This is a genomic window from Hydrogenophaga atypica (genome assembly GCF_042665215.1).
In the GTDB taxonomy this organism is placed as follows: Bacteria; Pseudomonadota; Gammaproteobacteria; order Burkholderiales; family Burkholderiaceae_C; genus Hydrogenophaga; species Hydrogenophaga defluvii_A.
Genome location: NZ_JBHTCA010000012.1, coordinates 32860 through 56094, shown reverse-complemented (window position 1 = coordinate 56094; position 23235 = coordinate 32860). Strand labels below are relative to the sequence as shown.

The 23235-nt window shown below is 65.8% G+C and carries 22 protein-coding genes; 9 read left to right on the top strand and 13 right to left on the bottom strand.

Going from position 1 to position 23235, the window contains the following annotated elements; translation table 11 throughout:
* Positions 1–9: 9 nt before the first annotated feature.
* From ACFQPB_RS14950 to ACFQPB_RS14900, 11 genes are all read right to left on the bottom strand, one after another.
* Positions 10–540 (bottom strand): MarR family winged helix-turn-helix transcriptional regulator, encoded by a 531-nt coding sequence (locus tag ACFQPB_RS14950; protein ID WP_382201446.1) that lies wholly within the window; start codon positions 538–540, stop codon positions 10–12.
* A 19-nt stretch (positions 541–559) separates the two neighbouring features.
* A complete protein-coding gene (locus tag ACFQPB_RS14945) occupies positions 560–979 on the bottom strand; it encodes an acyl-CoA thioesterase (protein WP_382224836.1) in 420 nt (139 codons plus the stop codon).
* 21 nt (positions 980–1000) lie between these two features.
* Positions 1001–2755 (bottom strand): acyl-CoA dehydrogenase family protein, encoded by a 1755-nt coding sequence (locus ACFQPB_RS14940; protein WP_382224833.1) that lies wholly within the window; start codon positions 2753–2755, stop codon positions 1001–1003.
* Positions 2752–3480 carry an ABC transporter ATP-binding protein gene (locus tag ACFQPB_RS14935; protein ID WP_382224831.1) on the bottom strand — a complete coding sequence of 243 codons (729 nt, stop codon included), beginning with the start codon at positions 3478–3480 and terminating at the stop codon, positions 2752–2754. Before ACFQPB_RS14935 ends, ACFQPB_RS14940 begins: the two co-directional genes overlap by 4 nt.
* Before the next feature lies 1 nt (position 3481).
* Entirely contained in the window at positions 3482–5248 is a 1767-nt protein-coding gene (locus ACFQPB_RS14930; RefSeq protein WP_382224828.1) for a branched-chain amino acid ABC transporter ATP-binding protein/permease, read from the bottom strand.
* 147 nt (positions 5249–5395) lie between these two features.
* Entirely contained in the window at positions 5396–6436 is a 1041-nt protein-coding gene (locus ACFQPB_RS14925; protein ID WP_382224825.1) for a branched-chain amino acid ABC transporter permease, read from the bottom strand.
* Between the two features lie 69 nt (positions 6437–6505).
* Positions 6506–7639, bottom strand: a complete 1134-nt coding sequence (locus tag ACFQPB_RS14920; RefSeq protein ID WP_382224822.1) for an ABC transporter substrate-binding protein — start codon at positions 7637–7639, stop codon at positions 6506–6508.
* A 178-nt stretch (positions 7640–7817) separates the two neighbouring features.
* The gene (locus ACFQPB_RS14915) at positions 7818–8582 is read right to left on the bottom strand and encodes a 3-hydroxyacyl-CoA dehydrogenase (RefSeq protein ID WP_382201458.1); all 765 of its coding nucleotides are present in this window, start codon (positions 8580–8582) and stop codon (positions 7818–7820) included.
* A 34-nt stretch (positions 8583–8616) separates the two neighbouring features.
* The gene (locus ACFQPB_RS14910; RefSeq protein ID WP_382224819.1) at positions 8617–9867 is read right to left on the bottom strand and encodes a thiolase family protein; all 1251 of its coding nucleotides are present in this window, start codon (positions 9865–9867) and stop codon (positions 8617–8619) included.
* 8 nt (positions 9868–9875) lie between these two features.
* Positions 9876–11753 carry a feruloyl-CoA synthase gene (locus ACFQPB_RS14905; RefSeq protein ID WP_382224816.1) on the bottom strand — a complete coding sequence of 626 codons (1878 nt, stop codon included), beginning with the start codon at positions 11751–11753 and terminating at the stop codon, positions 9876–9878.
* Positions 11754–11788: 35 nt separating this feature from the next.
* Positions 11789–12571: a crotonase/enoyl-CoA hydratase family protein gene (locus tag ACFQPB_RS14900; RefSeq protein WP_382224814.1), complete on the bottom strand. Its 783-nt coding sequence runs from the start codon at positions 12569–12571 to the stop codon at positions 11789–11791.
* A 167-nt stretch (positions 12572–12738) separates the two neighbouring features.
* On the opposite strand from ACFQPB_RS14900, the gene ACFQPB_RS14895 reads away from it, so the two are divergent.
* From ACFQPB_RS14895 to ACFQPB_RS14860, 8 genes are all read left to right on the top strand, one after another.
* Complete coding sequence (locus ACFQPB_RS14895) at positions 12739–13524, top strand: enoyl-CoA hydratase/isomerase family protein (RefSeq protein WP_382224811.1); 786 nt, start codon at positions 12739–12741, stop codon at positions 13522–13524.
* Positions 13525–13553: 29 nt separating this feature from the next.
* The gene (locus tag ACFQPB_RS14890; RefSeq protein WP_382224808.1) at positions 13554–14600 is read left to right on the top strand and encodes an aromatic ring-hydroxylating dioxygenase subunit alpha; all 1047 of its coding nucleotides are present in this window, start codon (positions 13554–13556) and stop codon (positions 14598–14600) included.
* Positions 14601–14734: 134 nt separating this feature from the next.
* Positions 14735–15772, top strand: coding sequence for a TRAP transporter substrate-binding protein (locus ACFQPB_RS14885; protein WP_382224805.1), 1038 nt, complete (start codon positions 14735–14737; stop codon positions 15770–15772).
* 99 nt (positions 15773–15871) lie between these two features.
* Entirely contained in the window at positions 15872–16348 is a 477-nt protein-coding gene (locus tag ACFQPB_RS14880) for a TRAP transporter small permease (RefSeq protein ID WP_382201469.1), read from the top strand.
* Positions 16345–17664 (top strand): TRAP transporter large permease, encoded by a 1320-nt coding sequence (locus ACFQPB_RS14875; protein WP_382224802.1) that lies wholly within the window; start codon positions 16345–16347, stop codon positions 17662–17664. Before ACFQPB_RS14880 ends, ACFQPB_RS14875 begins: the two co-directional genes overlap by 4 nt.
* 4 nt (positions 17665–17668) lie before the next feature.
* Entirely contained in the window at positions 17669–18649 is a 981-nt protein-coding gene (locus ACFQPB_RS14870) for a Bug family tripartite tricarboxylate transporter substrate binding protein (protein WP_382224799.1), read from the top strand.
* A 36-nt stretch (positions 18650–18685) separates the two neighbouring features.
* Positions 18686–19843, top strand: coding sequence for an NAD(P)/FAD-dependent oxidoreductase (locus tag ACFQPB_RS14865; RefSeq protein WP_382224796.1), 1158 nt, complete (start codon positions 18686–18688; stop codon positions 19841–19843).
* 15 nt (positions 19844–19858) lie between these two features.
* Positions 19859–20836: an NADPH:quinone reductase gene (locus ACFQPB_RS14860; RefSeq protein WP_382224793.1), complete on the top strand. Its 978-nt coding sequence runs from the start codon at positions 19859–19861 to the stop codon at positions 20834–20836.
* 7 nt (positions 20837–20843) lie between these two features.
* Here ACFQPB_RS14860 and ACFQPB_RS14855 read toward each other — a convergent pair whose 3' ends face one another.
* Positions 20844–21887, bottom strand: coding sequence for a quinone-dependent dihydroorotate dehydrogenase (locus tag ACFQPB_RS14855; protein WP_382224791.1), 1044 nt, complete (start codon positions 21885–21887; stop codon positions 20844–20846).
* A 37-nt stretch (positions 21888–21924) separates the two neighbouring features.
* Between ACFQPB_RS14855 and rpiA the strand changes: the two genes are divergently transcribed.
* Complete coding sequence (gene rpiA, locus ACFQPB_RS14850) at positions 21925–22596, top strand: ribose-5-phosphate isomerase RpiA (RefSeq protein WP_382224790.1); 672 nt, start codon at positions 21925–21927, stop codon at positions 22594–22596.
* A 1-nt stretch (position 22597) separates the two neighbouring features.
* Here the strand turns inward: rpiA and ACFQPB_RS14845 are convergent, their stop codons facing one another.
* Entirely contained in the window at positions 22598–23209 is a 612-nt protein-coding gene (locus ACFQPB_RS14845; RefSeq protein ID WP_382224787.1) for a glutaredoxin family protein, read from the bottom strand.
* Positions 23210–23235 lie beyond the last annotated feature (26 nt).

Here is a 23235-nt window from a genome sequence, read left to right as displayed (position 1 = left end):
CCACCCCGCTCACATCGTCTGATCTGACGCGGCAGGGCCCCGCGTGGGCCGGTACACCCGCCGCAACAAGCTGTGCAAGGTCTCACGCTCCTGTGGGCTGAGGTCGCTCAGGGTGTCCAACTCCAATTGCGAGGCGGTGCGTTGTGCTTTGGTGTACAGCTTTTTGCCGGCGGCGCTCAGGTGCAAACCCTGGGCGCGGCGGTCGGTGGGGTGTTCGCGTTTTTCGATCACGCCTCGCGTTTCCAGAACGCGCAGCATGCCCACCAGGTTGGGCGGCAGGATGTCCAGCGCGCCACACAGCTGGCGCGAGGTGATGCCGGGGTTGTGGGCGATGAGCGACAGCACTGAAAAATCGACCGGACGCAGTTCGTACTGCGCCATGCGCTCCAGAAACACCGAAATGATGGTCAGCGCCGCGCGGCGGGCGTTGTAGCCGGTGAGGGTTTCGAGGTAGCTGGTATCGATGTCGCCCTCCACTGTCGCCGCCTTGCGGGGCGACGAACTGCGTTTGAGGCTGCGGGCGGTGCTGGGTTCGGCCATGTGTGTGCGTGGGGATGGCTCAGGCGCACAAAGCCTTGATGTCCTCGGGCACCGGGATGGCCTTGATGCGATCCGGGTTCTCGGGCGGGTGCACGACGAAAGCGCGGGTTTCCCGGCCCTCGCACAACACCGTGTCGCCACGTCGCACCACATGTTTCTGGATGAACACCTTCTCGCGCCATTCTTCCACGGTGGTTTCGATGCGCAGCGTTTCGCCGTAGGTGGCGGGCACCATGAAGCGGGTGTTGATCTCCAGCAGCGGTGTGCCGACGATGCCACGCGTCCTGATCAGCTCGCGCCAGGGTGGCACGCCGTTGGCCATGAAAAAATGCAGCGAGGCGGCGTCCATCCACTTGGAGAAGTTGGGAAAAAAGACGATGCCGGCCGGGTCGCAGTCGCCAAACTGGACCTGGATGTCGTAGAAGGTGGACTTGCTCATGTTCTGGGTCGGTTGAGTCGGCTATTGTGCACAGCGCGCCAGCACCATCTGCCGGCGCATCTCAAATTCGGGCAACACGCGCTGGTGCAGAGCCAGGGCAGGGCGTTGCCAGCGTTCATCGTCGGTGGGCGCAGCGTTCTCGATTTGCTGCCAGGCCCAGTCCAGCAGCACCAGGGCGGTGGCGCGCAGGAAATCGCCGGCCACCTCATGGGCCAGGGTCTCGCTGCTCGGGGCGGCTTTCACCACGGTCTGCGCCATGTCGCGCAGCGCGCTGATGCGCAGACCTTCGCCCAGCTCGTCCAGCAACTGGTTCAAGGCCGTACCACCGTCGGGCAGCACCTTGCGCAGCAGCAGGTCGATGGCCTGGATCTCGTTGGTGCCTTCATAAATCATGCTCACCCGCGCGTCGCGCACGATTTGTTCGATGCCCCATTCGCGCACATAGCCGTGGCCGCCAAACACCTGCAGGCATTCGCTGCCGCCGCTGAAGGCTTGTTCGGTGAAGGCGCTTTTGAGCACGGGTGTGGTCAGGGCGCACCAGCGCTGGGCTGAGGCACGGCGGGCTGCGTCGGGGTGGTGTTTGGCCACGTCCAGCTCCAGCGCGGTGCGGTAGGCCAACACGCGGCCCGCGTCCACCCAGGCGCGCTGGGTGTCCAGCTTCTGGCGCATGGCGGGGTGGCGGTGGATGAGGTCGGCCGCTTCACCGTCCACACGCGGGCCGGGCGCACGCATCTGTCGGCGCTCGGCAGCATAGGCGTTGGCCTTTTGCCAGGCGGCGTCGAGCAGGCCCACACCCTGCAGGGCCACGTGCAGGCGCGCGGCGTTCATCATCACGAACATGGCGTTGAGCCCACGGCCCGGTTCGCCGACGATTTGTGCATGGGCTTCGTCGAAGCGCATCACGCAGGTGGGGCTGCCGTGCAGGCCCATTTTTTCCTCGATGCGTTCGCACACCACGGCACTGCGTACCCAGGCCCCCACGCTGCCCACTTCGTGTGGAGCGCTGCCCCCCGAGGGGGCTGGCCTTGCTTGGGACGGCCCGGCGCTGTGGCCGCTGCCATCGGTGTAGAACTTGGGCACCAGGAACAGCGAGAGCCCTTTCGGGCCAGCAGGCGCATCCGGCAGGCGGGCCAGCACCAGGTGGACGATGTTCTCGCTCAGGTCATGCTCACCCCCCGAGATGAAGATCTTGGTGCCACTGAGCAGGTAGCCGCCGTCAGGCTGCGGCACGGCCTTGGTGCGCACCAGCCCCAGGTCGCTGCCCGCGTGGGGTTCGGTCAGGCACATGGTGGCCAACCATTCGCCGGTGGCGAGCTTCTCCAGGTACTGCGCCTTGAGGGCGTCGCTTGCGTGGTGTTTCACACACTCGTAGGCCCCATGCAGCAGGCCGGGTGCCATGGTCCAGCCGTGGTTGGCCGCGCTCAGCCATTCGTACAACACGGCTTCCAGCACGCTGGGCAGGCCCTGGCCACCGTCTTCGGTGGCTGTGGCCAGGGCGGGCCAGCCGGCTTGCCAGAAGGCGCGATAGGCGTCGGCAAAACCGGGTGGCGCGGTGACCGTGCCAGCCTCGAAGCGGCAGCCGATTTCATCGCCATCGCGGTTCAGCGGCGCCACCACCTCACCCACAAATTTGCCGGCTTCTTCCAGCACCTGTTGCATCAGGGCGGGGTCGGCCACCTCGGCCAGGGCGGGCAGTTCGGCCAGTTGCTGCGGCAGGCGCAGCACGTCGAAGAGCAGAAAGGTGGTCTCTGCCGGGTTGGGGCGGTAGGCGTTCATTGTTTGGCGGCCCCGAGGTAGGTGTCGATCACGCGCGGGTCTTGCGCCAGTTCGGCTGCCGGCCCGTGCAGGCTCAACTCGCCCATTTCCAGCACGTAGCCGTGGTCGGCCACGGCCAGCGCGGCGCGCGCGTTTTGCTCCACCAGCACGATGGTCACGCCGGTCTGGCGCAGGGTTTCGATGATGGCAAAAATCTCTTTCACGATCAGCGGCGCCAGGCCCAGGCTGGGTTCGTCCAGCATCAACACCTGCGGGCCCGACATGAGCGAGCGGCCCACCGCCAGCATCTGGCGCTCACCGCCCGAGAGCGTGCCGGCCAGCTGGGTGCGGCGCTCCTTCAGGCGCGGGAACAGGGCGTACACATCGTCGAGGCGCGAGCGCCACTGGGCGTTGCCCATGCGCATCTGGCGGTAGCCACCCAGCACCAGGTTGTCTTCCACTGGCATGGTGCCGAACAGCTCGCGTTTTTCGGGCACCAGCGCGATGCCGCGCATCACGCGTTCTTCCAGGGTGAGGGTGCCGATGTCCTCGCCCTGGTACTCGACCAGGCCCTTGGACGGCAGCAAGCCCATCATGCTGTTGAGCAAGGTGGATTTGCCGGCGCCATTGGGGCCGATCACGGTGATGACGCTGCCTTTGTCGGCGTGCAGGTCGATGCCGTGCAGCACCTCAGCGCGGCCGTAACCGGCGCGCAGCTGCTGGATGCGAAGTAGGGGGGTGCTCATGTCAATGCTCTGTGCCGAGGTAGGCCGCGCGGACCTTGGGGTCTTGTTGAACGTGGGCGGGTGTGCCCTGGGTCAGCAGGGTGCCAAACTCCATCACCACCAGGTGGTCGCAGACCTGCATCACCAGGTCCATGTCGTGCTCCACCAGCAGGATGCTCACGCCTTCGCGCTGCAACTGGCGCAGCACATCGGCCAAGGCCTGTTTCTCCTTGTGGCGCAGGCCGGCGGCGGGTTCGTCCAGCAGCAGCAGGGCGGGGTCGGCGCACAAGGCGCGCGCGATTTCCATCAGGCGCTGTGGCCCCATGGCCAGGTTGCCGGCCTGTTCGTGCAGGTAGGCACCCATGCCAATACGCTCCAGCTGGCGCTGGGCCTCGCGGAACAGCCGCTGCTCCTCGGCGCGGTTGGTGCGCAACATGGCGGGCAACACGCCTTTGCTGCCCCGGGTGTGGGCGCCCAGCGCCACGTTTTCCAGCACCGTCATGTCGGCAATCATCTTGACGTGCTGGAAGGTACGCGCCATCCCCAAGCGCGAGATTTCGCGCGAGGGCTTGCCACCCACCGCCTGGCCCCGGAAGACCACTTGGCCGCTGGTCATGCCCAGCACGCCGGTGATGAGGTTGAAGGTGGTGGACTTGCCCGCCCCGTTGGGGCCGATCAGGCCCACGATCTGCCCGGCCTGGATCTGAAAGCTGATGTCGTTCACGGCGGTGAGGCCACCGAACTGCTTGCGTATGGCTTGCACGTCCAGCACCACTTCGCCGGCAGCGGGTTTGCTGCGCTCGGGCAGGGCGGCGGCGTTGGCCCAATCCACCTTGCGCTGTTTGCGCGGCAGCTTGCGTTCCACCAGTGACCACAGGCCATCCGGCAGGTACTTGAGCACCAGCACCATGGCGATGCCAAACACGATGACCTCGTAGCTACCGCTGGTGCCAATGAGCTTGGGCAGCAGCACCTGCAATTGGTCGTCGAGCAGCTTGATGAGCCCGGCACCGGCGATGGCGCCCCACACATGGCCCACACCGCCCAGCACCGCCATGAACAGGTACTCGATGCCCATCTTCAGGCCGAAGGCCGAGGGGTTGACCGTGCGCTGGAAGTGCGCCAGCAGCCAGCCGGCCACCGAGGCGAACAAAGCGGCCAGCACAAAGATGGTGACCTTGTAGCGAAAGGTGCTGATGCCCATGGCTTCGGCCATTTGCGAGCCACCCTTCATGGCACGGATGGCGCGGCCGGCACGCGAGTCCAACAGGTGGAGCAGCGCAAAAGCCAGCATCAGCAGGATGGCCCAGGTCAGCACAAAAAAGGCGCGGCCCTGGCCGATGTCGAAACCGGCGATGGACAGGCTCTTGATGCCCAGCAGGCCGTCGTACTTGCCCAAGGCATCGAGGTTGCCCATGGTGTAGTAGAGCGACAGGCCCCAGGCGATGGTGGCCAGCGGCAGGTAATGGCCCGACATGCGCAGCGTGATGACACCCACCACCAGCGCGCTGATGGCAGTGAACGCCAGCCCGATGAACAGCGTGACCCACGGCGAATAGCCCAGGTTGAGCGTGAACCAGGCGGTGGTGTAGGCGCCAATGCCCACAAATGCCGCCTGCCCGAAGGAGGTGAGGCCACCAATGCCGGTGAGCAGCACCAGGCCCAGCGAGGTGAGGCTGTACAGGCCGATGTAGTTGAGCTGCGTGATCCAGAAATCAGGCAGCGGCAGCACCGCTATCAGCGGCACGGCGGCGATGAGGGCGATCAGCCCGGTTTTTCTTATATCCATGGCGACGGATCGGACGGGTTGCTGGCGTCAAGTGCGCCCAGGCGGGGGACACCGCCGGGCCGGCTCTGCCGGACGGCTGGTGTCGCCCCCTTGAGGGGGGATGCGGCCACGCGAAGCGGGCAAGTGACGGGGGTGGGCTTTTTCACTTCAGTGGTCCTCGTCGGAGTGGCCGCTGGTGATGGAGCGGATCAAGAGCACCGGCAGGATCAGCGTGAACACGATCACTTCCTTGAAAGCGCTGGCCCAGAAGGAGCCGAAGGATTCGACGACACCCACGAACATGGCGCCGATGAGCGCGCCCGGGTAGCTGGACAGGCCAGCCACCACGGCGGCCACAAAACCCTTCAGGCCGATGAGGAATCCCGAGTCGTAGAACACGGTGGTGGTGGGGCCGATCAGCAAGCCCGAGAGCGCGCCCAGCAGGGCCGCCATGGTGAAGGTGAGCTGGCCCGAGCTGTGGGTGGAAATGCCCATGAGGCGTGCGCCGGTGCGGTTGACGGCGGTGGCGCGCAAGGCCTTGCCCTTGAGCGAACGCTCGAAGTAGAGGTAGAACAACACGATCAAGGCCACCGTGCTCAGGCCGATGATGATGGTCTGGCCGCTCAAGGTGAGTGGGCCCAGTTGGCCTCGGTAGTCCCAGAAGCTGGGGTTGCGGAAACCCTCGGCGCCAAAGAACAACAGGCCCAGGCCGGTCATGGCGAAGTGCACGCCCACGGAAACGATGAGCAGCACCAGTGGCGTGGCGTCTTCCAGCGACTGGTAGGCCACGCGGTAGACCAATGGGCCGAAGGCGGTGACCACGGCCACCGACAGCAGCGCTTGTGCCACCAGCGGCCACTGCTGAGGTGCCGCCCAGATGGTGAACAGCGACACGATCACCGGCGCCAACAGGGTTTTGAGTGCGGCCTGTGTGGCGCGGCCCGCGTGGCCGTGGTGGCGGAAACGCGCCACCCCTTCCATCACGGCGGCGATGCCGGCCAGGATGAGCAGCAGCCACACCGTGCCGGGTGTTTTGCCGGTCTGCAGCATGGCGAGGGTGAGGGCCCCGTAGGCGACAAACTCGCCCTGCGGAATGAAGATGATGCGGGTGACGGTGAACACAAGCACCGTGGCGAGGCCCAGCAGCGCGTAAATGGCGCCGTTGGTCACACCGTCCAGCAGCAGAATGCTGGCGATCGAGAAATCCATGGCCGGGTCCGGGTTGGGGAGGGAGAGGGTGGGGCGCGTCCGCACGGGCGCGCCCCGGGAGAGCAAGGCTTATTCGACCTTGAACTTGCCGTCCACGACCTTGAGCATCACACCGGTTTCGTTGGTGTAGCCCCAGTGGTCGGCGGCGGTCCAGTTCATCACGCCGTGGGCGAAGATGGTGCGGCCCATGGTCTCCATGCCATCGCGCAGTGCCGCGCGGAACTCGGGCGTGCCGGGCTTGGCTTTCTTGAGTGCGGCAGGCACAATTTTTTCTAGCACCACCTGTGCGTCGTAGGAATGGCCGGCGAACTGGTTGCGCGAGTTGGCGCCGTAGGCCTTTTCGTACTTCTGCACGAAGTCGATGGCCTGTTTTTTGGACGGGTGGCTGTCGGGCAGTTGTTCGGCGATCACGGCCGGGCCGGACACCACAAACGAGCCCTCCACCGCCTTGCCGCCCACGCGCATCAGGTCTTGGGTGGCGGCAGCGTGGGTCTGGTAGATCTTGCCTTTGTAGCCACGGTCCACCACGGCCATGTGCGGCATGGCGGCACCCGAGCCCGAGGCCACGATCAGCATGGCATCGGGGTTGGCCGAGGTCAGCTTGAGGGCTTGTGGGGTCACGCTGGTGTCGGTGCGGGCAAAACGCTCGGTCGCCACGATCTTGATACCGGCCTTGTCCAGCAGCGGGGTGATTTCCTTCAGCCACTGTTCGCCGTAGGCGTCGGTGTAGCCCAGGAAGCCCAGGGTTTTCACGCCCTGTTTTTTCATGTGCTCCACCACCGCGCTGCCCATCACGGTGTTGGACTGCGGCAGGCGGAACAACCATTTGTCCTTGCCGGCGGGCACGCCCACGGGCGAGCCGGCCAGTTGCACCGTGCCCGCTTCGCTGGCGATGTCGGTCATGGCGGCTGCCACAGCGGTGATGCACGAGCCGATGATGAGGTCCACCTTGTCTTCGGTCACGAAGCGGCGGGCGTTGGCCGCGCCCTTGCCGGGGTCGGTGGCGTCGTCCAGGATGATGAGGTTCACCTTCTCACCGCCAATGCTTTGCGGGAACAGCTTGAAGTAGTTCTGCATCGGGATGCCCAGGCCCGAACCCGGGCCGGTGAGCGCCAGGCTGACGCCGATGTTGATGTCGGCTTGGGCTGCACCGGTGGCCAGCACGGCCACGGCGGTGGCGATCAGGGTCTTGATGTTTTTCATGGTGTGTCTCCTAGGGGTGGTTGGGGAACGGGGGAACAAAAAGGTCAGCAGGTCAACAAGCGGCAGCGCATAAACAGGTTCATCCGGGGGACACCGCCGGGCCGGCTCTGCGGGACGGCTGGTGTCGCCCCTCGAGGGGGATGCGGCCACGCGCAGCGGGCAAGCGACGGGGTGGGCTTCATCTCGGCGCCATGCGCAGGGCGCCATCCAAGCGGATGACCTCGCCGTTGAGGTGGGTGTTGGTGACGATGTGGCAGGCCAGCTCGGCGAACTCCGAGGGCTTGCCCAGGCGCGGCGGGAAGGGGATGCTGGCGGCCAGCGAGGCCTGCACCGGCTCGGGCAGGCTTTTCATCAGCGGCGTGGCAAACAGGCCCGGGGCGATGGTGCACACGCGGATGCCATGTTGCGCCAGGTCGCGCGCCATCGGCAGTGTCATGCCCACCAGCCCACCCTTGGAGGCGCTGTAGGCTTGCTGGCCCACTTGGCCATCGAACGCCGCCACCGAGGCGGTGAACAACATCACGCCGCGCTCGCCGTCTTCCAGTGGATCGAGCTTGGCGCAGGCCGCTGCAAACAGGCGGCTGGCGTTGTAGGTGCCCACCAGGTTGACGGTGATGACCTTGCTGAAATCGTCCAGCGGGGCGGCGCTGCCGTCTTTTTGCACCACACGTTTGGCGGTGCCGATGCCGGCGATGTTCATCAGAATGCGCGCCGGGCCCAGGGTCGAAGTGACCTTGTCGAACGCTGCTTGCAGGCTGTCGGTGCTGGTGATGTCGCAGGGGCAGGCCACGCCGCCGATGTCGGCGGCCACACGCTCGGCGTTGGCCAGGTTCACGTCGAGCACCGCCACCTTGGCGCCCAGGCGGGCCAGCTCGCGTGCGGTGGCTTCGCCGAGGCCAGAGCCACCGCCTGTGACGAGGGCCACTTGTCCTTGAATCTGCATGGTCGAGTCCTTTGTGTTTTGTCGCTGTGAAAGATCAGGCCGCGTCGGGGTTTTCGACCAGCAGCGCAATGCCTTGCCCACCGCCCACGCAGGCGCTGGAGATGCCATAACGCAGGCCGCTGCGTTGCAGCTCGCGCGCCAGGGTGATGGTCAGGCGCACGCCGGTGGCGGCCAGCGGGTGACCCAGTGCGATGGCGCCGCCGTTGACGTTGAGCTTGGCCAGGTCCAGGCCCAACTCGAGGCCCACGGCCAGGGTTTGGGCGCCTTGGGCTTCGTTGATTTCATATCGGCCGATTTGGTCCAGCGTGAGGCCGGTGCGCGCCAGCAGCAGGCGGATGGCCGGTGCCGGGCCGATGCCCATGATTTCGGGCGGCACGCCCACCGCAGCGGCGGCCACGATGCGTGCCAGCGGCTTCTTGCCGTGGGCTTTGGCGTAGTTGCCCGAGGCCACCACGGCCGCTGCCGCTGCATCCACCAGCGCCGAGCTGTTGCCACCGGTCTGCACGCCACCTTCGTACACCGGCTTGAGCTTGGCCAGCACCTCCACTGGGGAGATGCGGGCGTGGGTGTCGGTGGCCACCTCGGTGACCTTGCCCTGCAGCTTGATGCCGCGTGGCTTGTAGCCATCGAGCTCGAACTTTTCGGTGACGACCGGCACGATTTCGCCAGCCAGGAAACCGCTTTCCTGCGCCGCCACCGCCTTGGCAAAGGAGCTGGACGCAAAAGCATCCACGTCTTCGCGGCTGATGGCGTACTTTTTGGCCAGGTTCTCGGCCGTCTGGATCATGTTGATGCCGGCGGCCGGGTCTTTCAGCGCCTCCCACATGTAGTCCTTGAAGCCGACGGGCGCGCCGAGTTTGAAACCGGTGCGGTGGTCGAAGGCGGCGATGGGGTTGCGCGTCATGCTCTCGGTGCCCACCACCAGCGCGGCCTCGCAGGCGCCGCCCTGGATGTGTTCACCGGCCTGGCGGAACAGCTCGAAGCCGGTGCCACAAATGCGCTGGGCCATGATGGCCGGCACGTCCACCGGCACACCGGCGTAGAGCCCGATGTGGCGGGGCAGGAAAAACTGGTCGAAGTCGCCGGGCGCCATGTTGCCCGTGACCACCGAGCCGATGTCGCTGCCGGGCACACCGGCCCGGGCCAGCGCGGCACGGGCCGCCTTGATGCCCAGATCCGTGGGCGAGATGTGGCCCAGTGCGCCGCAGTAATCGACCATGGGCGTGCGCACACCGTCCAGCATCCAGACGTCGTCGAAGGAGGAGAAAAAACCGGGGTTTGCCATGGTGCTTGTCACTGCGGAAGGAGGATGTGGTGCAGGCGGCCGCCGTGCAGGGCGTCCACCGTGTCGGCACGGTGGGCCAGCACGGCGCGCTGGTTGATGGAGCCTTTGTCGGTGACCTCGCCCCGGTCGATGGTGGGTGGTTCGGACAGCAGGCACAGGCGGGCGATGCGGTTGGCGCTGCCGGTGGCTGTTTTTGCCAGCGTGTTCACCACCGACTGGAAGTGGGCCAGCACCGGGGCGCTGGCCAGCACGTCGGCCATGGCCGCATCGGCGGGCAAGCCGGCCAGTTGGCGCACGGCCGGGGTGGGGAAGACCATGGCACCCACCTCTTTGAGGTTGATGCCGGTCAGCACCACGTCCTGGATGTAGGGCGCGCCGGCCGCGATGACCTTGGCACGCAGCGGCCCCACGCTCACGAAGGTGCCGGTGGCGAGCTTGAAGTCCTCTGCAATGCGGCCGTCGAATTTCAGGCCGAGGTGCACGTCGGTTTCGTCGATCCACTTCACCGCGTCGCCGGTGCAGAAGAAGCCTTCCTCGTCAAAGGCCTCGGCGGTTTCTTTGGGCGCGCGCCAGTAGCCGGGGGTGATGTTGGGGCCCTTGTAGCGCACCTCGGTTTTGCCGTCGGTGTCCACCAGCTTGAGTTCCAGGCCGGGTGTGGGCACACCCAGATCGCCTGCGGTGACGAAGGGGTTGGTCACGAAGATGCCAAATGGGCCGGATTCGGTCATGCCCAGCCCGGTGCCCATGACGATGCGCTCACCGATTTCGCGCTCTTCGCTTTCGTACAGGCTGTCCCAGATCGGCTGGGCCAGGGCGGCGCCAGCATAAAAGAACATCTTGACGCGCGAGAGGAGGTTCTTGCGCAAGGCGTCGTCGGTTTTCATGGCGTTGGCGATGGCCTCGAACCCGGTGGGCACGTTGAAGTACACCGTGGGGGCGATCTCACGCAGGTTGCGCAGCGTCTCGTGCATCAACGCGGGCGTGGGTTTGCCGTCGTCGATGTACATCGTGCCGCCGTGGTAGACCACCATCCCGACGTTGTGGTTGCCACCAAAGGTGTGGTTCCAGGGCAGCCAGTCGCACAGCACCAGGGGCTGCTCGGCCAGCACCGGCATGGACTGCGCCATCTGCTGCTGGTTGGCGCACCACAGGCGCTGTGTGTTGATGACGGCCTTGGGCAGCTTGGTGGAGCCGCTGGTGAAGAGGAACTTCACGATGGTGTCCGGCCCCGTGGCGGCCATCGCTGCGTCCACGGCGCTGGTGGCGTCGGTCAGGGTGAGCTGTTCAAAAGACGTGACCTGGCGATCCGCCACACCGCCGTGGGACAGCACCACCTCCACATCGGCCGGCACCGCCGCGGCAATGGCTTTGGCGTAGCGTGCGCCGTCGGTGGCAAACACCAGACCCGGCGTCACGGTGCGCAGCACGTGTTTGAGTTTGTCGTAGTCCTGGCTGATGAGCGAGTAGGCCGGCGAGGTGGGCACATAAGGGACCCCCGCCACCATGCAGCCCAGGCCCATCAGCGCGTGGTCCAGGCTGTTTTCGCTCAGGATGACCACCGGGCGCTCGGCGCTCAGGCCGCGGTTGATCAGCGACTGTGCGATGCGGCGCGCGGTGTCCCAGGCTTCGCGGTAGCTGACGTGCCGCCAGTCGCCGAGGGTGGTTTTACCTTGCGCATCGGTGGTGGGCTGGCGTTGCGCCATGAAGCTGCGCTCGGGCGCGGTCTCGGCCCAATGGCGCAACCGGTCGGTCAGGCGCTCGGGGTAGGGCAGCAGGTCTTGTTCGGCGCGCAGGTAGTGGGTGCCGGGCGCGCCGTCGCGCAGGCGCACGCGGGTCACGCCGAAGCGCATGGGGCGGAACCGCGGGGAAGTGTGGGGGGTGCTCATCTTGTCTCCGTTGTTCTTTTTTCTTCTTCGAGGCGTCAGGCTTTTTTCACCTTGGCCGCCTTGCCTTCAAGAAAGGCGCGCACCCTCTCTTTGGCTTCGGGGGCGGCCTGGGCAATCGCGGCCATCATGGCTTCGGTCATGAAACCGTGGTCGGCCGGCTGCTCGGCAATCCGGGGCAGGGCATGCATCAACGCGTAGTTGGTCAGCGGCGCGTTGGTGGCGATCTGGGTGGCGAGGGCCAACGCCTTGTCCAGCGCGGTGCCGGCGGGCACCAGGTACTGCGCCAGACCCACGCGCTCGCCGTCAACGGCGTTGTAGACGCGGCCCGTCAGCATCATGTCGGTCATGCGGGCCACGCCGATCAGCTTCGGAATGCGCACCGAACCACCACCGCCCACGAAGATGCCGCGGGTGCCTTCGGGCAAGGCGAAGAACGTGTTTTCGTCGGCCACACGGATGTGGCAGGCGCTGGCCAGCTCCAGACCGCCGCCCACCACGGCGCCGTGCAAGGCGGCCACCACCGGCACCGGGCCGTTCTGCACACACTCCAGTGCCGCGTGCCACATGCGCGAGTGATGCAGGCCTTGGCCGGCGTCGCGCTCCTGCAGTTCCGACAAATCCAGGCCGGCGCAGAAGTGCTCGCCATCGCCGTCAATGACGGCCGCGCGCACGCTGCTGGGCAGGTTCTGGAAGGTGTCGCGCAAGGCCAGGATCAGCGCATCGTTCAGCGCGTTGCGCTTGGCGGCGCGGGTCAGTTTGATGACGGCGATCTGTTGCTGATCGCCGTGCAAGGTGAGGGTCAGGTCGGTGCTTGCCATGGTGTCTGAATGTCGGTATGGTGGGCGATTATGGTTATAAAAAATAACTAATTCAATGGGTCAGGCATGCCCAATTGACAGGTGTTTACCCTGATGTGGTGTGCGCCATCCCACCCGCTGCAAGCCGCCGCGGCATGTTGAACAATGGCTTCTTTTCTCAAGTCCTCATGAGCCCTCAGACCGCTTCCTCGCCCCCCACGCTGCAGATCGCGCAGGGTGTGGCCACCCTCACCCTGAACCGCCCCCAGCATCGCAACCGGCTGGAAGACGGCGACCTGTTGCTGTTGCTGGAACACATCGCGGCGGTCAACGCCGATGTGTCGGTGCGTGCGCTGGTGCTGACCGCACAACCCAACCAACCGCGACCGGTGTTCAGCGCCGGCTACCACCTGGGGGCGTTTCGTGACGACGGCGAAACCGGCCCCATGCCCTTCGAAACCGTGCCCGATGCCCTGGCCACCGCCCGCCCGCTGACCTTGTGTGCCTTGCCCGGAAGTGTGTACGGCGGCGCCACCGATCTGGCCCTGGCCTGCGACTTTCGGTTTGGTGTGGAGGGCATGGAGCTGCGCATGCCGGCCGGCGCCTTGGGCCTGCACTACTACCCCAGTGGCATGCAGCGCTACGTGGCCCGGCTGGGTTTGGGTGTGGCGCGCAAGCTGTTTTTGTTGGCCGAAACCGTGCCCGACCGCGATCTGCTGCAGCTGGGTTTTTTGGACAAGCTGCTGCCCGCGAGCGAGTTGCAGGCCGCTGCGCAGGCCTGGTGTGCCCAGGTGTTGGCCATGGGGCCGCTGGCGGTGCAAGGCATGAAGCAGTCGCTCAATGAAATGGCCCTGGGCTGGAGCCAGCCCACACTGTGGCGCGAACGCGAAGCCGCCACCAAGGCCAGCGCCGATTTCGCCGAAGGGCGGCAGGCCTTTGCCGAGCGCCGAACGCCGACATTCGTGGGCCGTTGAAAACCCTTTTCTTGTTCTGGAGACAAAACATGACCTTCCCCAAAAACGCCTGGTACGTGGCCGCCACAGCTGATGAAGTGGCCGACAAACCCCTGGGCCGCATGGTCTGCGGCGAACGCATCGTTTTCTACCGCAGCGACGCGGCCCATGTGGCCGCGCTGCAGGATTTTTGCCCCCACCGGGGCGCCCCGCTGTCGCTGGGCCGGGTGTGCGCGGGCAAGCTGGTGTGTGGCTACCACGGGCTTGAAATGGGTTGCGACGGCAAGACCGTGGCCATGCCTGGTCAGCGTGTGGGTGGGTTCCCGCCCATACGGGCCTACCCGGCGGTGGAACGTTATGGTTTTGTGTGGGTGTGGCCGGGCGACGCCACGTTGGCCAATGCAGACGATATCCCCGTGCAGCCCTGGCACAAGCACCCCGACTGGGCATACGGCGGAGGCTTGTTCCACATCCGCTGCGACTACCGCCTGATGGTGGACAACCTGATGGACCTCACACACGAAACCTACGTGCACGCCGGCACCATCGGCCAAAAGGAAATCGACGAGACCCCGTGCAAGACCTCGGTGAACGGCGACGAGGTGGTGACCAGCCGCTTTATGCACGGCATCGAGGCACCGCCGTTCTGGAAGATGGCCTTGCGTGGCCACGGCCTGGCCGACGATGTGCCTGTAGATCGCTGGCAGATCTGTCGCTTCACCCCGCCCAGCCACGTGATGATCGAAGTGGGCGTGGCCCACGCCGGCCACGGCGGTGTGGAGGCGCCGCCCGAACACAAGGTCTACAGCATCGTGGTGGACTTCATCACCCCCGAAACCGAGACCTCCATCCACTACTTCTGGGGCATGGCGCGCAAGTTCCAGCCGCAGGATGGCGCGCTCACCGACGCCATCCGAGCCGGCCAGCACAAGATTTTTTCGGAAGACCTGGAGATGCTCGAACGCCAGCAACTCAACCTGCTGACTTGGCCGGAGCGGCCTTTGCTCAAACTCAACATCGATGCCGGTGGGGTGCAGGCGCGCAAGGTGATCGATCGCTGGCTGGCGCAGGAGCAGAGCGCCTGCTCACCCACGTGATGGCGTGGCTGGGTCATATCAAAGCGGTATATCTACATGAGTGAAATTGCGCTTGCGTTTGAACGGTGGACATTGCAAAGTCAGCGCCTAGGCCCCTTGGTGGGCCCGCAACATCCACCGACAGGAGACAACACATGAGATTCGTGAACCGACGCGCTGCCTTGGCCGCCATGGCTGCACTGGCCGCCACGGCCAGCTCCACCGCGATGGCACAACAAACCGTGACCCTGCGCCTGCACCAGTTTTTGCCGCCGCAGGCCGTCATTCCGGCCAAAGCCATCATCCCCTGGGCACAAAAGGTGGAGGCCGATTCGGGTGGACGCATCAAGATCCAGCTGTTTCATGCCATGCAACTGGGTGGTGCGCCGCCGCAGCTGTTTGACCAGGCCAAGGACGGCGTCGCCGACATCACCTGGACCGTGCTGGGCTACACGCCAGGGCGCTTCAACAAGTCCGAGGTGTTCGAGTTGCCCTTCATGAGTGGTGTCGCTGAACATTCATCGCGCGCGTTCTGGGAATACGTGCAAGCCAACGCGGCCGACGAATTCAAGGACGTCAAGCTGCTCGCGGTGCACACGCACGGCCCCGGGCTGTTCCACACCAAGGCACCTGTCACCGGCCTGGAAAGCTTGCGCGGGATGAAGATTCGCGGTGGCTCGCGCGTCATCAACAACATGCTGGTCAAGCTTGGTGCCACGCCGGTGGGCATGCCCGTGCCCGCCGTGACGGATGCCTTGTCCAAGGGCACCATCGACGGGACGACCATTCCTTGGGAGGTCACGCCGTCGCTCAAGGTCACCGAACTGGTGAAGAACCACACCACATTTGCCGGCAAGGAGGGCCTGTACACCCAGACCTTCGCGTTCTCGATGAACAAGGCCGCCTACGACAAGTTGCCAGCCGACCTCAAGGCCGTGATCGACAAGAACTCGGGCATCGAAACGGCGGCCATGTTTGGCCGCGCCATGGACGAAGGTGATCGCACCGGTCGCGAGATCGCGGTCAAGGCCAAGAACAACATCATCGAGCTGGATGTGGCCGAAACGCAGCGCTGGCGTCGCACCGCCGGGTCGGTGGAAACCGACTGGGTCAATGAAATGAAGGGCAAGAACATCGACGGCGCCAAGCTGGTGTCGGAGGCCCGGGCGCTGATCGCCAAGCATTCGCGATAATGCGCGCGTTTTGACGGTACCGGTGTGGGCCGGCCGTCGCCCCGCCGATGTTTCCCCTTGCCTGGGGGAACGTCGGCTTGTTTTTTGGACGGATATGTTTTGAAGACACTGTCGTTTCTTGCACAGGCCTGCGCGGTCATCGCGGGCCTGCTTCTCACCCTGGTCACGCTGGTGACCTGCGTGAGCCTGATTGGGCGCAACACCACCGGCTCTACCCTGCTGGGCGATTACGAGTTGACGGCGGTGGCTGCCGGCGCAGCCATCACCTTGTTTTTGCCGCTGTGCCAGTACCAGCAAGGCAACATCATTGTGGATTTTTTCACCAGCCGCATGCCGGCGCGCATCAACGCGCGCTTCGACCGGTTTGGTGCCCTGCTGTTGTCGCTCATGTTGTTTTTGCTGGCCTGGCGCACCGGGGTGGGTTGCATCAACGCTTTTCAATCGCAAACCACCACCATGATGCTGGGCTTTCCCGAGTGGATCGTGTACGCCGCCATGGTGCCACCGCTGGTGCTGACCGGCGTGATTGGCCTGGCCCAGTGCCTGTTTGGTTTTGATGCGAAGGATGGCGCATGAGCTCGTTGACCATCGCTTTGCTGATTTTTGGCGTCATGCTTGTGCTGATGGTGGTGCGGGTGCCCATCGCCGTGGCCATGTTCGCAGCCGGTGTCTGGGGTTACCTGTATCAGGTGGGGCTGCCGCCGTTCCTCAACAACCTCAATGGCCTGGCCTACGCCCGTTTTGCCAGCTACGACCTCTCGGTCATCCCGTTGTTCATCCTGATGGGCAACTTTGCCACGCAGGGTGGGATTTCCAAGGCCTTGTTCCAGTTTGCCAGCGTGCTCACCGCGCGTTTCAAGGGTGGGCTCGCCATGGCGGCGGTCATGGCCAGTGCCGGTTTTGGCGCCATCTGTGGCTCCTCCATCGCCACGGCGGCCACCATCACCTCGGTGGCACTGCCGGAGATGAAGCGCCACGGCTACTCTGGCCGGCTTTCCACGGGCACGCTGGCAGCAGGGGGCACCCTGGGCATCCTGATTCCCCCGTCGGTCCCGCTGGTGATCTACGCCATCTTGACCGAGCAGAACATCGCCAAGCTGTTTGCGGCGGCCACCGTGCCTGGCATCCTGGCCATGCTGGGTTACATGACCGCGATCGCCATCTACGTGCGCCTGGTGCCTGGCCATGCGCCCGAGCACGACAAGGACTTGCCCGCCATGTCGCTGGAGGCCCTCATGGGGGTGCTGCCCATTGCCATCGTCTTCCTGGTGGTGTTTGGCGGCATCTACGGGGGGTTGTTCACTCCCACCGAAGGGGCGGGTGTGGGCGCCGCCAGCACCTTTGTGGCGGCTTTGCTCAAGCGTGAGTTGACGCCAGCCAAGATCAAGGAGTGTTTTCTTGCCACGGCGGCGACCAGCGCCATGATCTTCATGATCTTCATTGGTGCCGACATGATGAACGTGGCGCTTGCGCTGACCCAGGTGCCGGCCCAACTGGCGGCGCTGATCAAGGACCTGGCCGTGCCTCCTTTGGCGGTGGTGGCCGGCATCCTGCTGTTTTATGTGGTGTTGGGGGCCGTGATGGACGAGCTGTCCATGATCCTGTTGACCATACCCATTTTCTTCCCGGTCATCATGGGCCTGGACTTTGGGATGTCGCAGGAGCACACCGCCATCTGGTTTGGCATCATGGTGTTGATGACCGTGGGCTTTGGCTTGCTGGCACCACCCGTGGGACTCAACGTGTACGTGGTCAACGGCATGTCCAAAGGCGTGCCCATTGCCGAGAGCTACCGAGGCGTGCTGCCCTTTCTGGCCAGCGACGTGGTCCGCACCACCTTGTTGCTGCTGTTCCCGCCCATCTCTTTGTGGCTTGTTCAATTTGTCGGGTGACTTCATGACGCAAACCCTTCTTCATCGCCGCCTTGTTGTCGCCGCTGCCCTGGGCGTGTTCGCGCTGCCCCTGGCGGCACAGACGCCCAGCTACCCCAGCAAAGCGGTTCGGGTGGTTGTGCCCTTTGGCGCCGGTGGCGTGGGTGACCTCACCGCACGTGCCGTTTCGGCCGAACTGGCCAAGCGCTTGGGCCAGCCTTTTGTCATCGAGAACCGCCCGGGTGCGGGTGGGGTGGTGGCCGCCGAGACGGTGGCCAAGGCCGAACCCGATGGCCACACGGTGTTTTTGATGTCCAACGGAACGGCGGTCACGGCCGGCCTGTTCAAGTCGCTGCCTTACGACACGCTCAAAGACTTCACGCCCGTGTCCACCCTGGGCAACTTCGACATCGGCGTGTTGGTGCCGGCCGACTCGCCCCACAAAACACTGGGTGAACTCCTGGCCTGGGCGCGCGCCAACCCGGGCAAGCTCAACATCGGCAGCATCAACATCGGCAGCACGCAGCACCTGGCGGCCGAGTTGTTCAAGAGCACCGCCGCACTGCAGGCGCAGGTGGTGCCCTTCAACGGCACGCCGGCCCTGGTGACCGCGCTGCGCGGCAAACAAGTGGATGTGGCGGTGGAAATCCTTGGCCCGGTGATGCCGCAGATCACGGGCAACGCCGTGCGTGCCCTGGCCGTCACCGGCACACGCCGGTCGCCCTTGTTGCCCGCCGTGCCGACGGCGGAGGAGGGCGGCATCAAGGGTTTTGTGGCTTCGTCGTGGAATGCCTTTGCCGTGCCATCCAAAACCCCACGCGAGGTGGTGCAACGCCTGCACGAAGCGATTGCCGCTGTGCTGGCCATGCCTGAGTTGCAGAAGCGTTTGCGCGACATGAACGTGGAGCCTGACCCGGCCACGCCGCAGGAAACCGCCGCCCTGCTGGCGTCCGACATCCGGCGCTGGAGCGACGTGATCGACAAGGCCGGCATCCCGCGCCAGTGACCCGCGGTCCGCTGGACTGTGCGCCACAATGGGCGCATGACAACATCCTTTTCTGCTGAACAATTGGCCGCCGCCGAGGCGGTGGACGTGGTGGTGGTGGGCGCTGGCGCCGTGGGCCTGGCGGTGGCGCGGGCCTTGGCCCAGGCAGGGCGCGAGGTGCTGGTGCTGGAGCGCGAAACCACCATCGGCACCGGCGTGAGTTCACGCAACAGCGAGGTGATCCACGCGGGCCTGTACTACGAACCCGGGTCGTTCAAGGCACGCTTGTGTGTGCGGGGCAAAGAGCTGCTCTACGCCTTTTGTGAAAGCCATGGTGTTGCGCACCGCCGCTGTGGCAAGCTGGTGGTGGCCACCGATGCGGCGCAACTTGACGCGTTGAAAAACATCGAGGCACGCGCACAGGCCAACGGCGTGCCGGTCGAGTGGCTGAGCGGCGCGCAAGCCCGTGCGCTGGAGCCGGCGCTCAGCGCCCAAGCGGCCTTGCTGTCGCCCAGCACCGGTATCGTGGACAGCCACGGCTTGATGCTCGCGTTGCAGGGTGACCTGGAAGCGGCGGGTGGCGCGGTGGCCCTGGCCTCGTGGCTGGTGCGTGGCGAGGTCGGGGGCGGCGGCACCGTGCTGGAGGTGGTGGCCGATGGCGCACCGATGTGGCTCAAGGCCCGCACCGTGGTCAACGCTGCGGGGTTGTTCGCCTGCCCGGTGGCACGCGCCATTCGGGGCCTGGACCCACGCCATGTGCCCACCGAACGGTATGCCAAAGGCAGCTACTTTTCGCTCGCCGGCAAAGCGCCTTTCTCGCGCCTGGTGTACCCAGCGCCACAAGACGCCTGGCTGGGCGTGCACCTCACGCTGGACCTGGGTGGGCAGGCCAAGTTTGGCCCCGACCTGGAGTGGCTGCCCACCGGCCAGGACCCGCTGGCCATCGACTACACGGTGGACGCCCGGCGCGCGGACGGTTTTTACGACGAGGTGCGCCGCTACTGGCCAGCCCTCGCCGATGGTGCGCTTCAGCCCAGCTACAGCGGCGTTCGACCCAAGCTGTACGGCCCGGGCCAACCCGCACCCGACTTCCGCATCGACGGCCCCGAGCAACATGGTGTGCCGGGCCTGGTCAACCTGTTTGGCATCGAGTCGCCGGGCCTGACCAGCGCGCTGGCCCTTGGTGAACACGTGGTGGATTTGTTGGCAGACTGAACAAGGAGACAGACGATGAAAGTGGCCTGGTACAACCGCAACGGCGAAGCGCGCGAGGTGCTGCACCTGGATGAATGGCCGGATCCCCAGCCGGCAGCCGGCGAGGTGCGCGTGCGCCTGGTCACCTCGGGCGTCAACCCCTCCGACGTGAAAAGCCGCCGGGGCCGTGCGCCGGCCTGGGACCACATCGTGCCCCACAGCGATGGCGCGGGTGTGATCGATGCCGTGGGCGCTGGAGTGCCCGAAGCCCGTTTGGGCGAGCGGGTGTGGATCTGGAACGGCCAGTGGCAGCGCCCTTTTGGCACGGCAGCCGAGTACATCGTGTTGCCCCAGGCCCAGGCGGTGCCCTTGCCCGACGGCACGGACTTTGAGGCCGGCGCCTGTTTTGGCATCCCTGCGCTGACCGCGCTGCAGGCCTTGCGCATCGCTGGCGACGTGGCTGGGCGCGACGTGCTGGTCACGGGTGCGGGCAACGCGGTGGGCCACTACGTGACCCAACTGGCGGCACGCAAAGGTGCCCGGGTGATTGCCACCGCTGGCCACGAGCTGCGCCAGTCGCACGCCTGGGCGGCCGGCGCCCACGAGGTGCTCGACTACAAACACGGTGGCGTGGCCGAGCAGGTTCGTGCGCTGACCAAGGGCCAGGGCGTGGACGTGATCATCGACATGGATTTGTCGGGCACCGCCGGGCTGCTGGCCCGTGGCGCGCTCAAGGCGCACGGTCACCTGGTTTGCTACGGCAGCAACCAGCCGCTGCAGGTGCCGCTCGACTTCCGCAGTCTGTTGTGGGGTTCGCTGAGCATGAGCTTTTTCCTGGTGTACGACCTGCTGCCGCGCGACCGGGAGGCCACCATCGCCGAACTGGAGGCGCTCTTGCGTGCGGGGTGCCTCAAACACGCCATCGGCGCGCGTTTTCCGCTGGCACAGATCGCTGCCGCCCACGAGGCCGTCGAAAACGGCAAGGTGGTGGGCAACGTGGTGCTGACGATCTGAGGGGTGTTCAGCGCCGGGCCGCCTTCAGCGCCGAGGCCGCTTCTTGCACCAGTCCCGGCCCCTTGTAGATCAGCCCGGTGTAGATCTGCACCACGTCGGCGCCTGCCTCGATCTTCGTCACCGCGTCGGCACCGCTCAGGATGCCGCCCACGCCGATGATGGGAAAGCCCTTGCCCAGCTTGGCCCGCAGCTGGCGGATGACGGCGTTGCTGGCTTCAAACACGGGCGCGCCCGACAGGCCACCGGCCTCGTCGCAGTGGGGCAGGCCTTTGACGGCTTCGCGCGAAAGTGTGGTGTTGGTGGCCACCACACCGTCCATGCCATGGCGTTGCAGGGTGGCGGCAATCACGTCGATCTGCGCGGCGTCCAGATCGGGTGCGATTTTCACGAACACCGGCACGCGGCGGCCATGCTGCTGGGCGAGTTGTTCGCGGCGCGTGGCCACGGCCGAGAGCAGGCCGTCCAGCGCCTCGTCGCTTTGCAGGGCGCGCAGGTTCTTGGTATTGGGGCTGGAGATGTTGACGGTGACGTAGTCGGCGTGTGGGTACACACCGTCCAGGCAGGTGAGGTAGTCGTCGGTGGCGTTCTCGATGGGCGTGGCCGCGTTTTTGCCGATGTTCAGGCCCAGCAGGCCACCGTTCTGGCGAAAGCGCGCCTGCTGCACGTTGGCGATGAAGCTGTCCAGGCCTTCGTTGTTGAAGCCCAGGCGGTTGATCAGCGCGTTGGCCTGCGGCAGGCGGAACATGCGCGGCTTGGGGTTGCCGGGCTGGCCCAGCGGGGTGACGGTGCCGACCTCGACGAAACCGAAGCCCATGGCGCCCAGGGCGTCGATCACGCGGGCGTTTTTGTCCAGCCCGGCGGCCATGCCCACGCGGTTGGGAAAGTTCAAGCCGGCCAGGGTGATGGGGTCGCTCACGCGGCTGCTGCCGAACAGGCAGGTCAGCGGCGTACGCTGGGTGCGCGCCAGCGATTCCATGGTCAGTTCGTGGGCGGCTTCGGGGTCGAGGCCAAAGAGAAAGGGCCGGGCCAGGCCGTAGGGCAGAAGGGGCATTGGATAATCCGCGAATCAATTGTTGCGATTGTCTCAAATGACCCAAGACGAACTCAAAACCCTGGTCGGCCAGGCCGCGCTGCAGTATGTGGTGCCGGGCGAAATCATCGGTGTGGGCACCGGCTCCACCGTCAACAAGTTCATCGACGCGCTGGCGACGATGAAGGACCAGATCAAGGGCGCGGTGTCCAGCTCGGTGGCCTCCACCGAGCGCCTGCTGGCCTTGGGCATCCCGGTGTTCGACGCCAACGAGGTGGGCGAACTGGCCGTGTATGTGGACGGCGCCGACGAGATCGACGGCCAGGGCCACATGGTCAAGGGCGGTGGGGCGGCGCTCACGCGCGAGAAGATCGTGGCCGCGCAGTCGCGCCAGTTTGTTTGCATCGCCGACGCCTCCAAGAAGGTGGAGGCGCTGGGCGCCTTCCCGCTGCCGGTGGAGGTGATTCCCATGGCCAGTGCGCGCATCACGCGCCAGTTCCAGGCCCTGGGCGGCACAGCCACCCTGCGCCTGAAGGACGGCGCACCGCTGGTGACCGACAACGGCCAGCACATCCTGGACGTGCGTGGCCTGCACATCACCGACCCGCTGGCCTTCGAGAGCGAGGTCAACCAGTGGCCAGGTGTGGTGACGGTGGGTGTGTTTGCCCACCAGAAGGCCCAGGTCTGCCTGCTGGGCACCGAGCAGGGCGTGCTGACGCTGACCTACTGACTCAGAAGCGGATGCCGGCCGGGTTAGACGGCGGCGCTGCCACCGGCGCCGAAGGGGCGGCGGGCGCCACGGGCGTGTCGACCCTGGGCGCTTCAGGTGTGGGTGGTGCCACGGGCGCCAAGGCTTGTGGCGCCGGGTTGCGGTAGGTGCGCGGCAGTTGCGACTGGGCAGGGTAGCCGGCCGCGTCAAGGTAGCGGTTGAGGTCGCTGGCCAGAAAACCGCTGATGCGCTGTGTGCCGATGGTGGTCAAGGGCAGCGCGTTGTCGGCACCCAGCGCCGCAAACGCCTGCCCGTCTTCGGCCGTGGTGATGGTTTTTTCGGTGAAGGGCACACCACGCTTTTGCAACAGCTCGCGCGCGCTGTTGCACGGGTTGCATTTGTCGCTGGTGTACAGCGTGACCGGGTAGCGCTGCACCGCCTGGCGCAGGGTGTAGGGCAGGGCGCCCGCCTCGCTGGGCGTGGCGGCGGGTGTACTGGTCGATGACGGCGCGGCGCGGTCGGTGTAGGTGACCTTGCCATCCGGCCCCACGATGCGCTGCACACCCTGGGCCTGCGCAGTCAACGCGCAGCACAGTATCAGGGCACCGGTGGAGAGAGCGTGAACCGCTTTCATGTGAACTCCTGCATGCTGTACAAGGG

Coding starts and splice junctions, on each gene's coding strand:
- ACFQPB_RS14845 (WP_382224787.1), bottom strand. CDS start 23,209: ATGAAAGCGGTTCACGCTCTCTCCACCGGTGCCCTGATACTGTGCTGC.
- rpiA (WP_382224790.1), top strand. CDS start 21,925: ATGACCCAAGACGAACTCAAAACCCTGGTCGGCCAGGCCGCGCTGCAG.
- ACFQPB_RS14925 (WP_382224825.1), bottom strand. CDS start 6,436: ATGGATTTCTCGATCGCCAGCATTCTGCTGCTGGACGGTGTGACCAAC.
- ACFQPB_RS14945 (WP_382224836.1), bottom strand. CDS start 979: ATGAGCAAGTCCACCTTCTACGACATCCAGGTCCAGTTTGGCGACTGC.
- ACFQPB_RS14940 (WP_382224833.1), bottom strand. CDS start 2,755: ATGAACGCCTACCGCCCCAACCCGGCAGAGACCACCTTTCTGCTCTTC.
- ACFQPB_RS14885 (WP_382224805.1), top strand. CDS start 14,735: ATGAGATTCGTGAACCGACGCGCTGCCTTGGCCGCCATGGCTGCACTG.
- ACFQPB_RS14855 (WP_382224791.1), bottom strand. CDS start 21,887: ATGCCCCTTCTGCCCTACGGCCTGGCCCGGCCCTTTCTCTTTGGCCTC.
- ACFQPB_RS14900 (WP_382224814.1), bottom strand. CDS start 12,571: ATGGCAAGCACCGACCTGACCCTCACCTTGCACGGCGATCAGCAACAG.
- ACFQPB_RS14890 (WP_382224808.1), top strand. CDS start 13,554: ATGACCTTCCCCAAAAACGCCTGGTACGTGGCCGCCACAGCTGATGAA.
- ACFQPB_RS14860 (WP_382224793.1), top strand. CDS start 19,859: ATGAAAGTGGCCTGGTACAACCGCAACGGCGAAGCGCGCGAGGTGCTG.
- ACFQPB_RS14865 (WP_382224796.1), top strand. CDS start 18,686: ATGACAACATCCTTTTCTGCTGAACAATTGGCCGCCGCCGAGGCGGTG.
- ACFQPB_RS14920 (WP_382224822.1), bottom strand. CDS start 7,639: ATGAAAAACATCAAGACCCTGATCGCCACCGCCGTGGCCGTGCTGGCC.
- ACFQPB_RS14875 (WP_382224802.1), top strand. CDS start 16,345: ATGAGCTCGTTGACCATCGCTTTGCTGATTTTTGGCGTCATGCTTGTG.
- ACFQPB_RS14930 (WP_382224828.1), bottom strand. CDS start 5,248: ATGGATATAAGAAAAACCGGGCTGATCGCCCTCATCGCCGCCGTGCCG.
- ACFQPB_RS14905 (WP_382224816.1), bottom strand. CDS start 11,753: ATGAGCACCCCCCACACTTCCCCGCGGTTCCGCCCCATGCGCTTCGGC.
- ACFQPB_RS14870 (WP_382224799.1), top strand. CDS start 17,669: ATGACGCAAACCCTTCTTCATCGCCGCCTTGTTGTCGCCGCTGCCCTG.
- ACFQPB_RS14950 (WP_382201446.1), bottom strand. CDS start 540: ATGGCCGAACCCAGCACCGCCCGCAGCCTCAAACGCAGTTCGTCGCCC.
- ACFQPB_RS14935 (WP_382224831.1), bottom strand. CDS start 3,480: ATGAGCACCCCCCTACTTCGCATCCAGCAGCTGCGCGCCGGTTACGGC.
- ACFQPB_RS14910 (WP_382224819.1), bottom strand. CDS start 9,867: ATGGCAAACCCCGGTTTTTTCTCCTCCTTCGACGACGTCTGGATGCTG.
- ACFQPB_RS14895 (WP_382224811.1), top strand. CDS start 12,739: ATGAGCCCTCAGACCGCTTCCTCGCCCCCCACGCTGCAGATCGCGCAG.
- ACFQPB_RS14915 (WP_382201458.1), bottom strand. CDS start 8,582: ATGCAGATTCAAGGACAAGTGGCCCTCGTCACAGGCGGTGGCTCTGGC.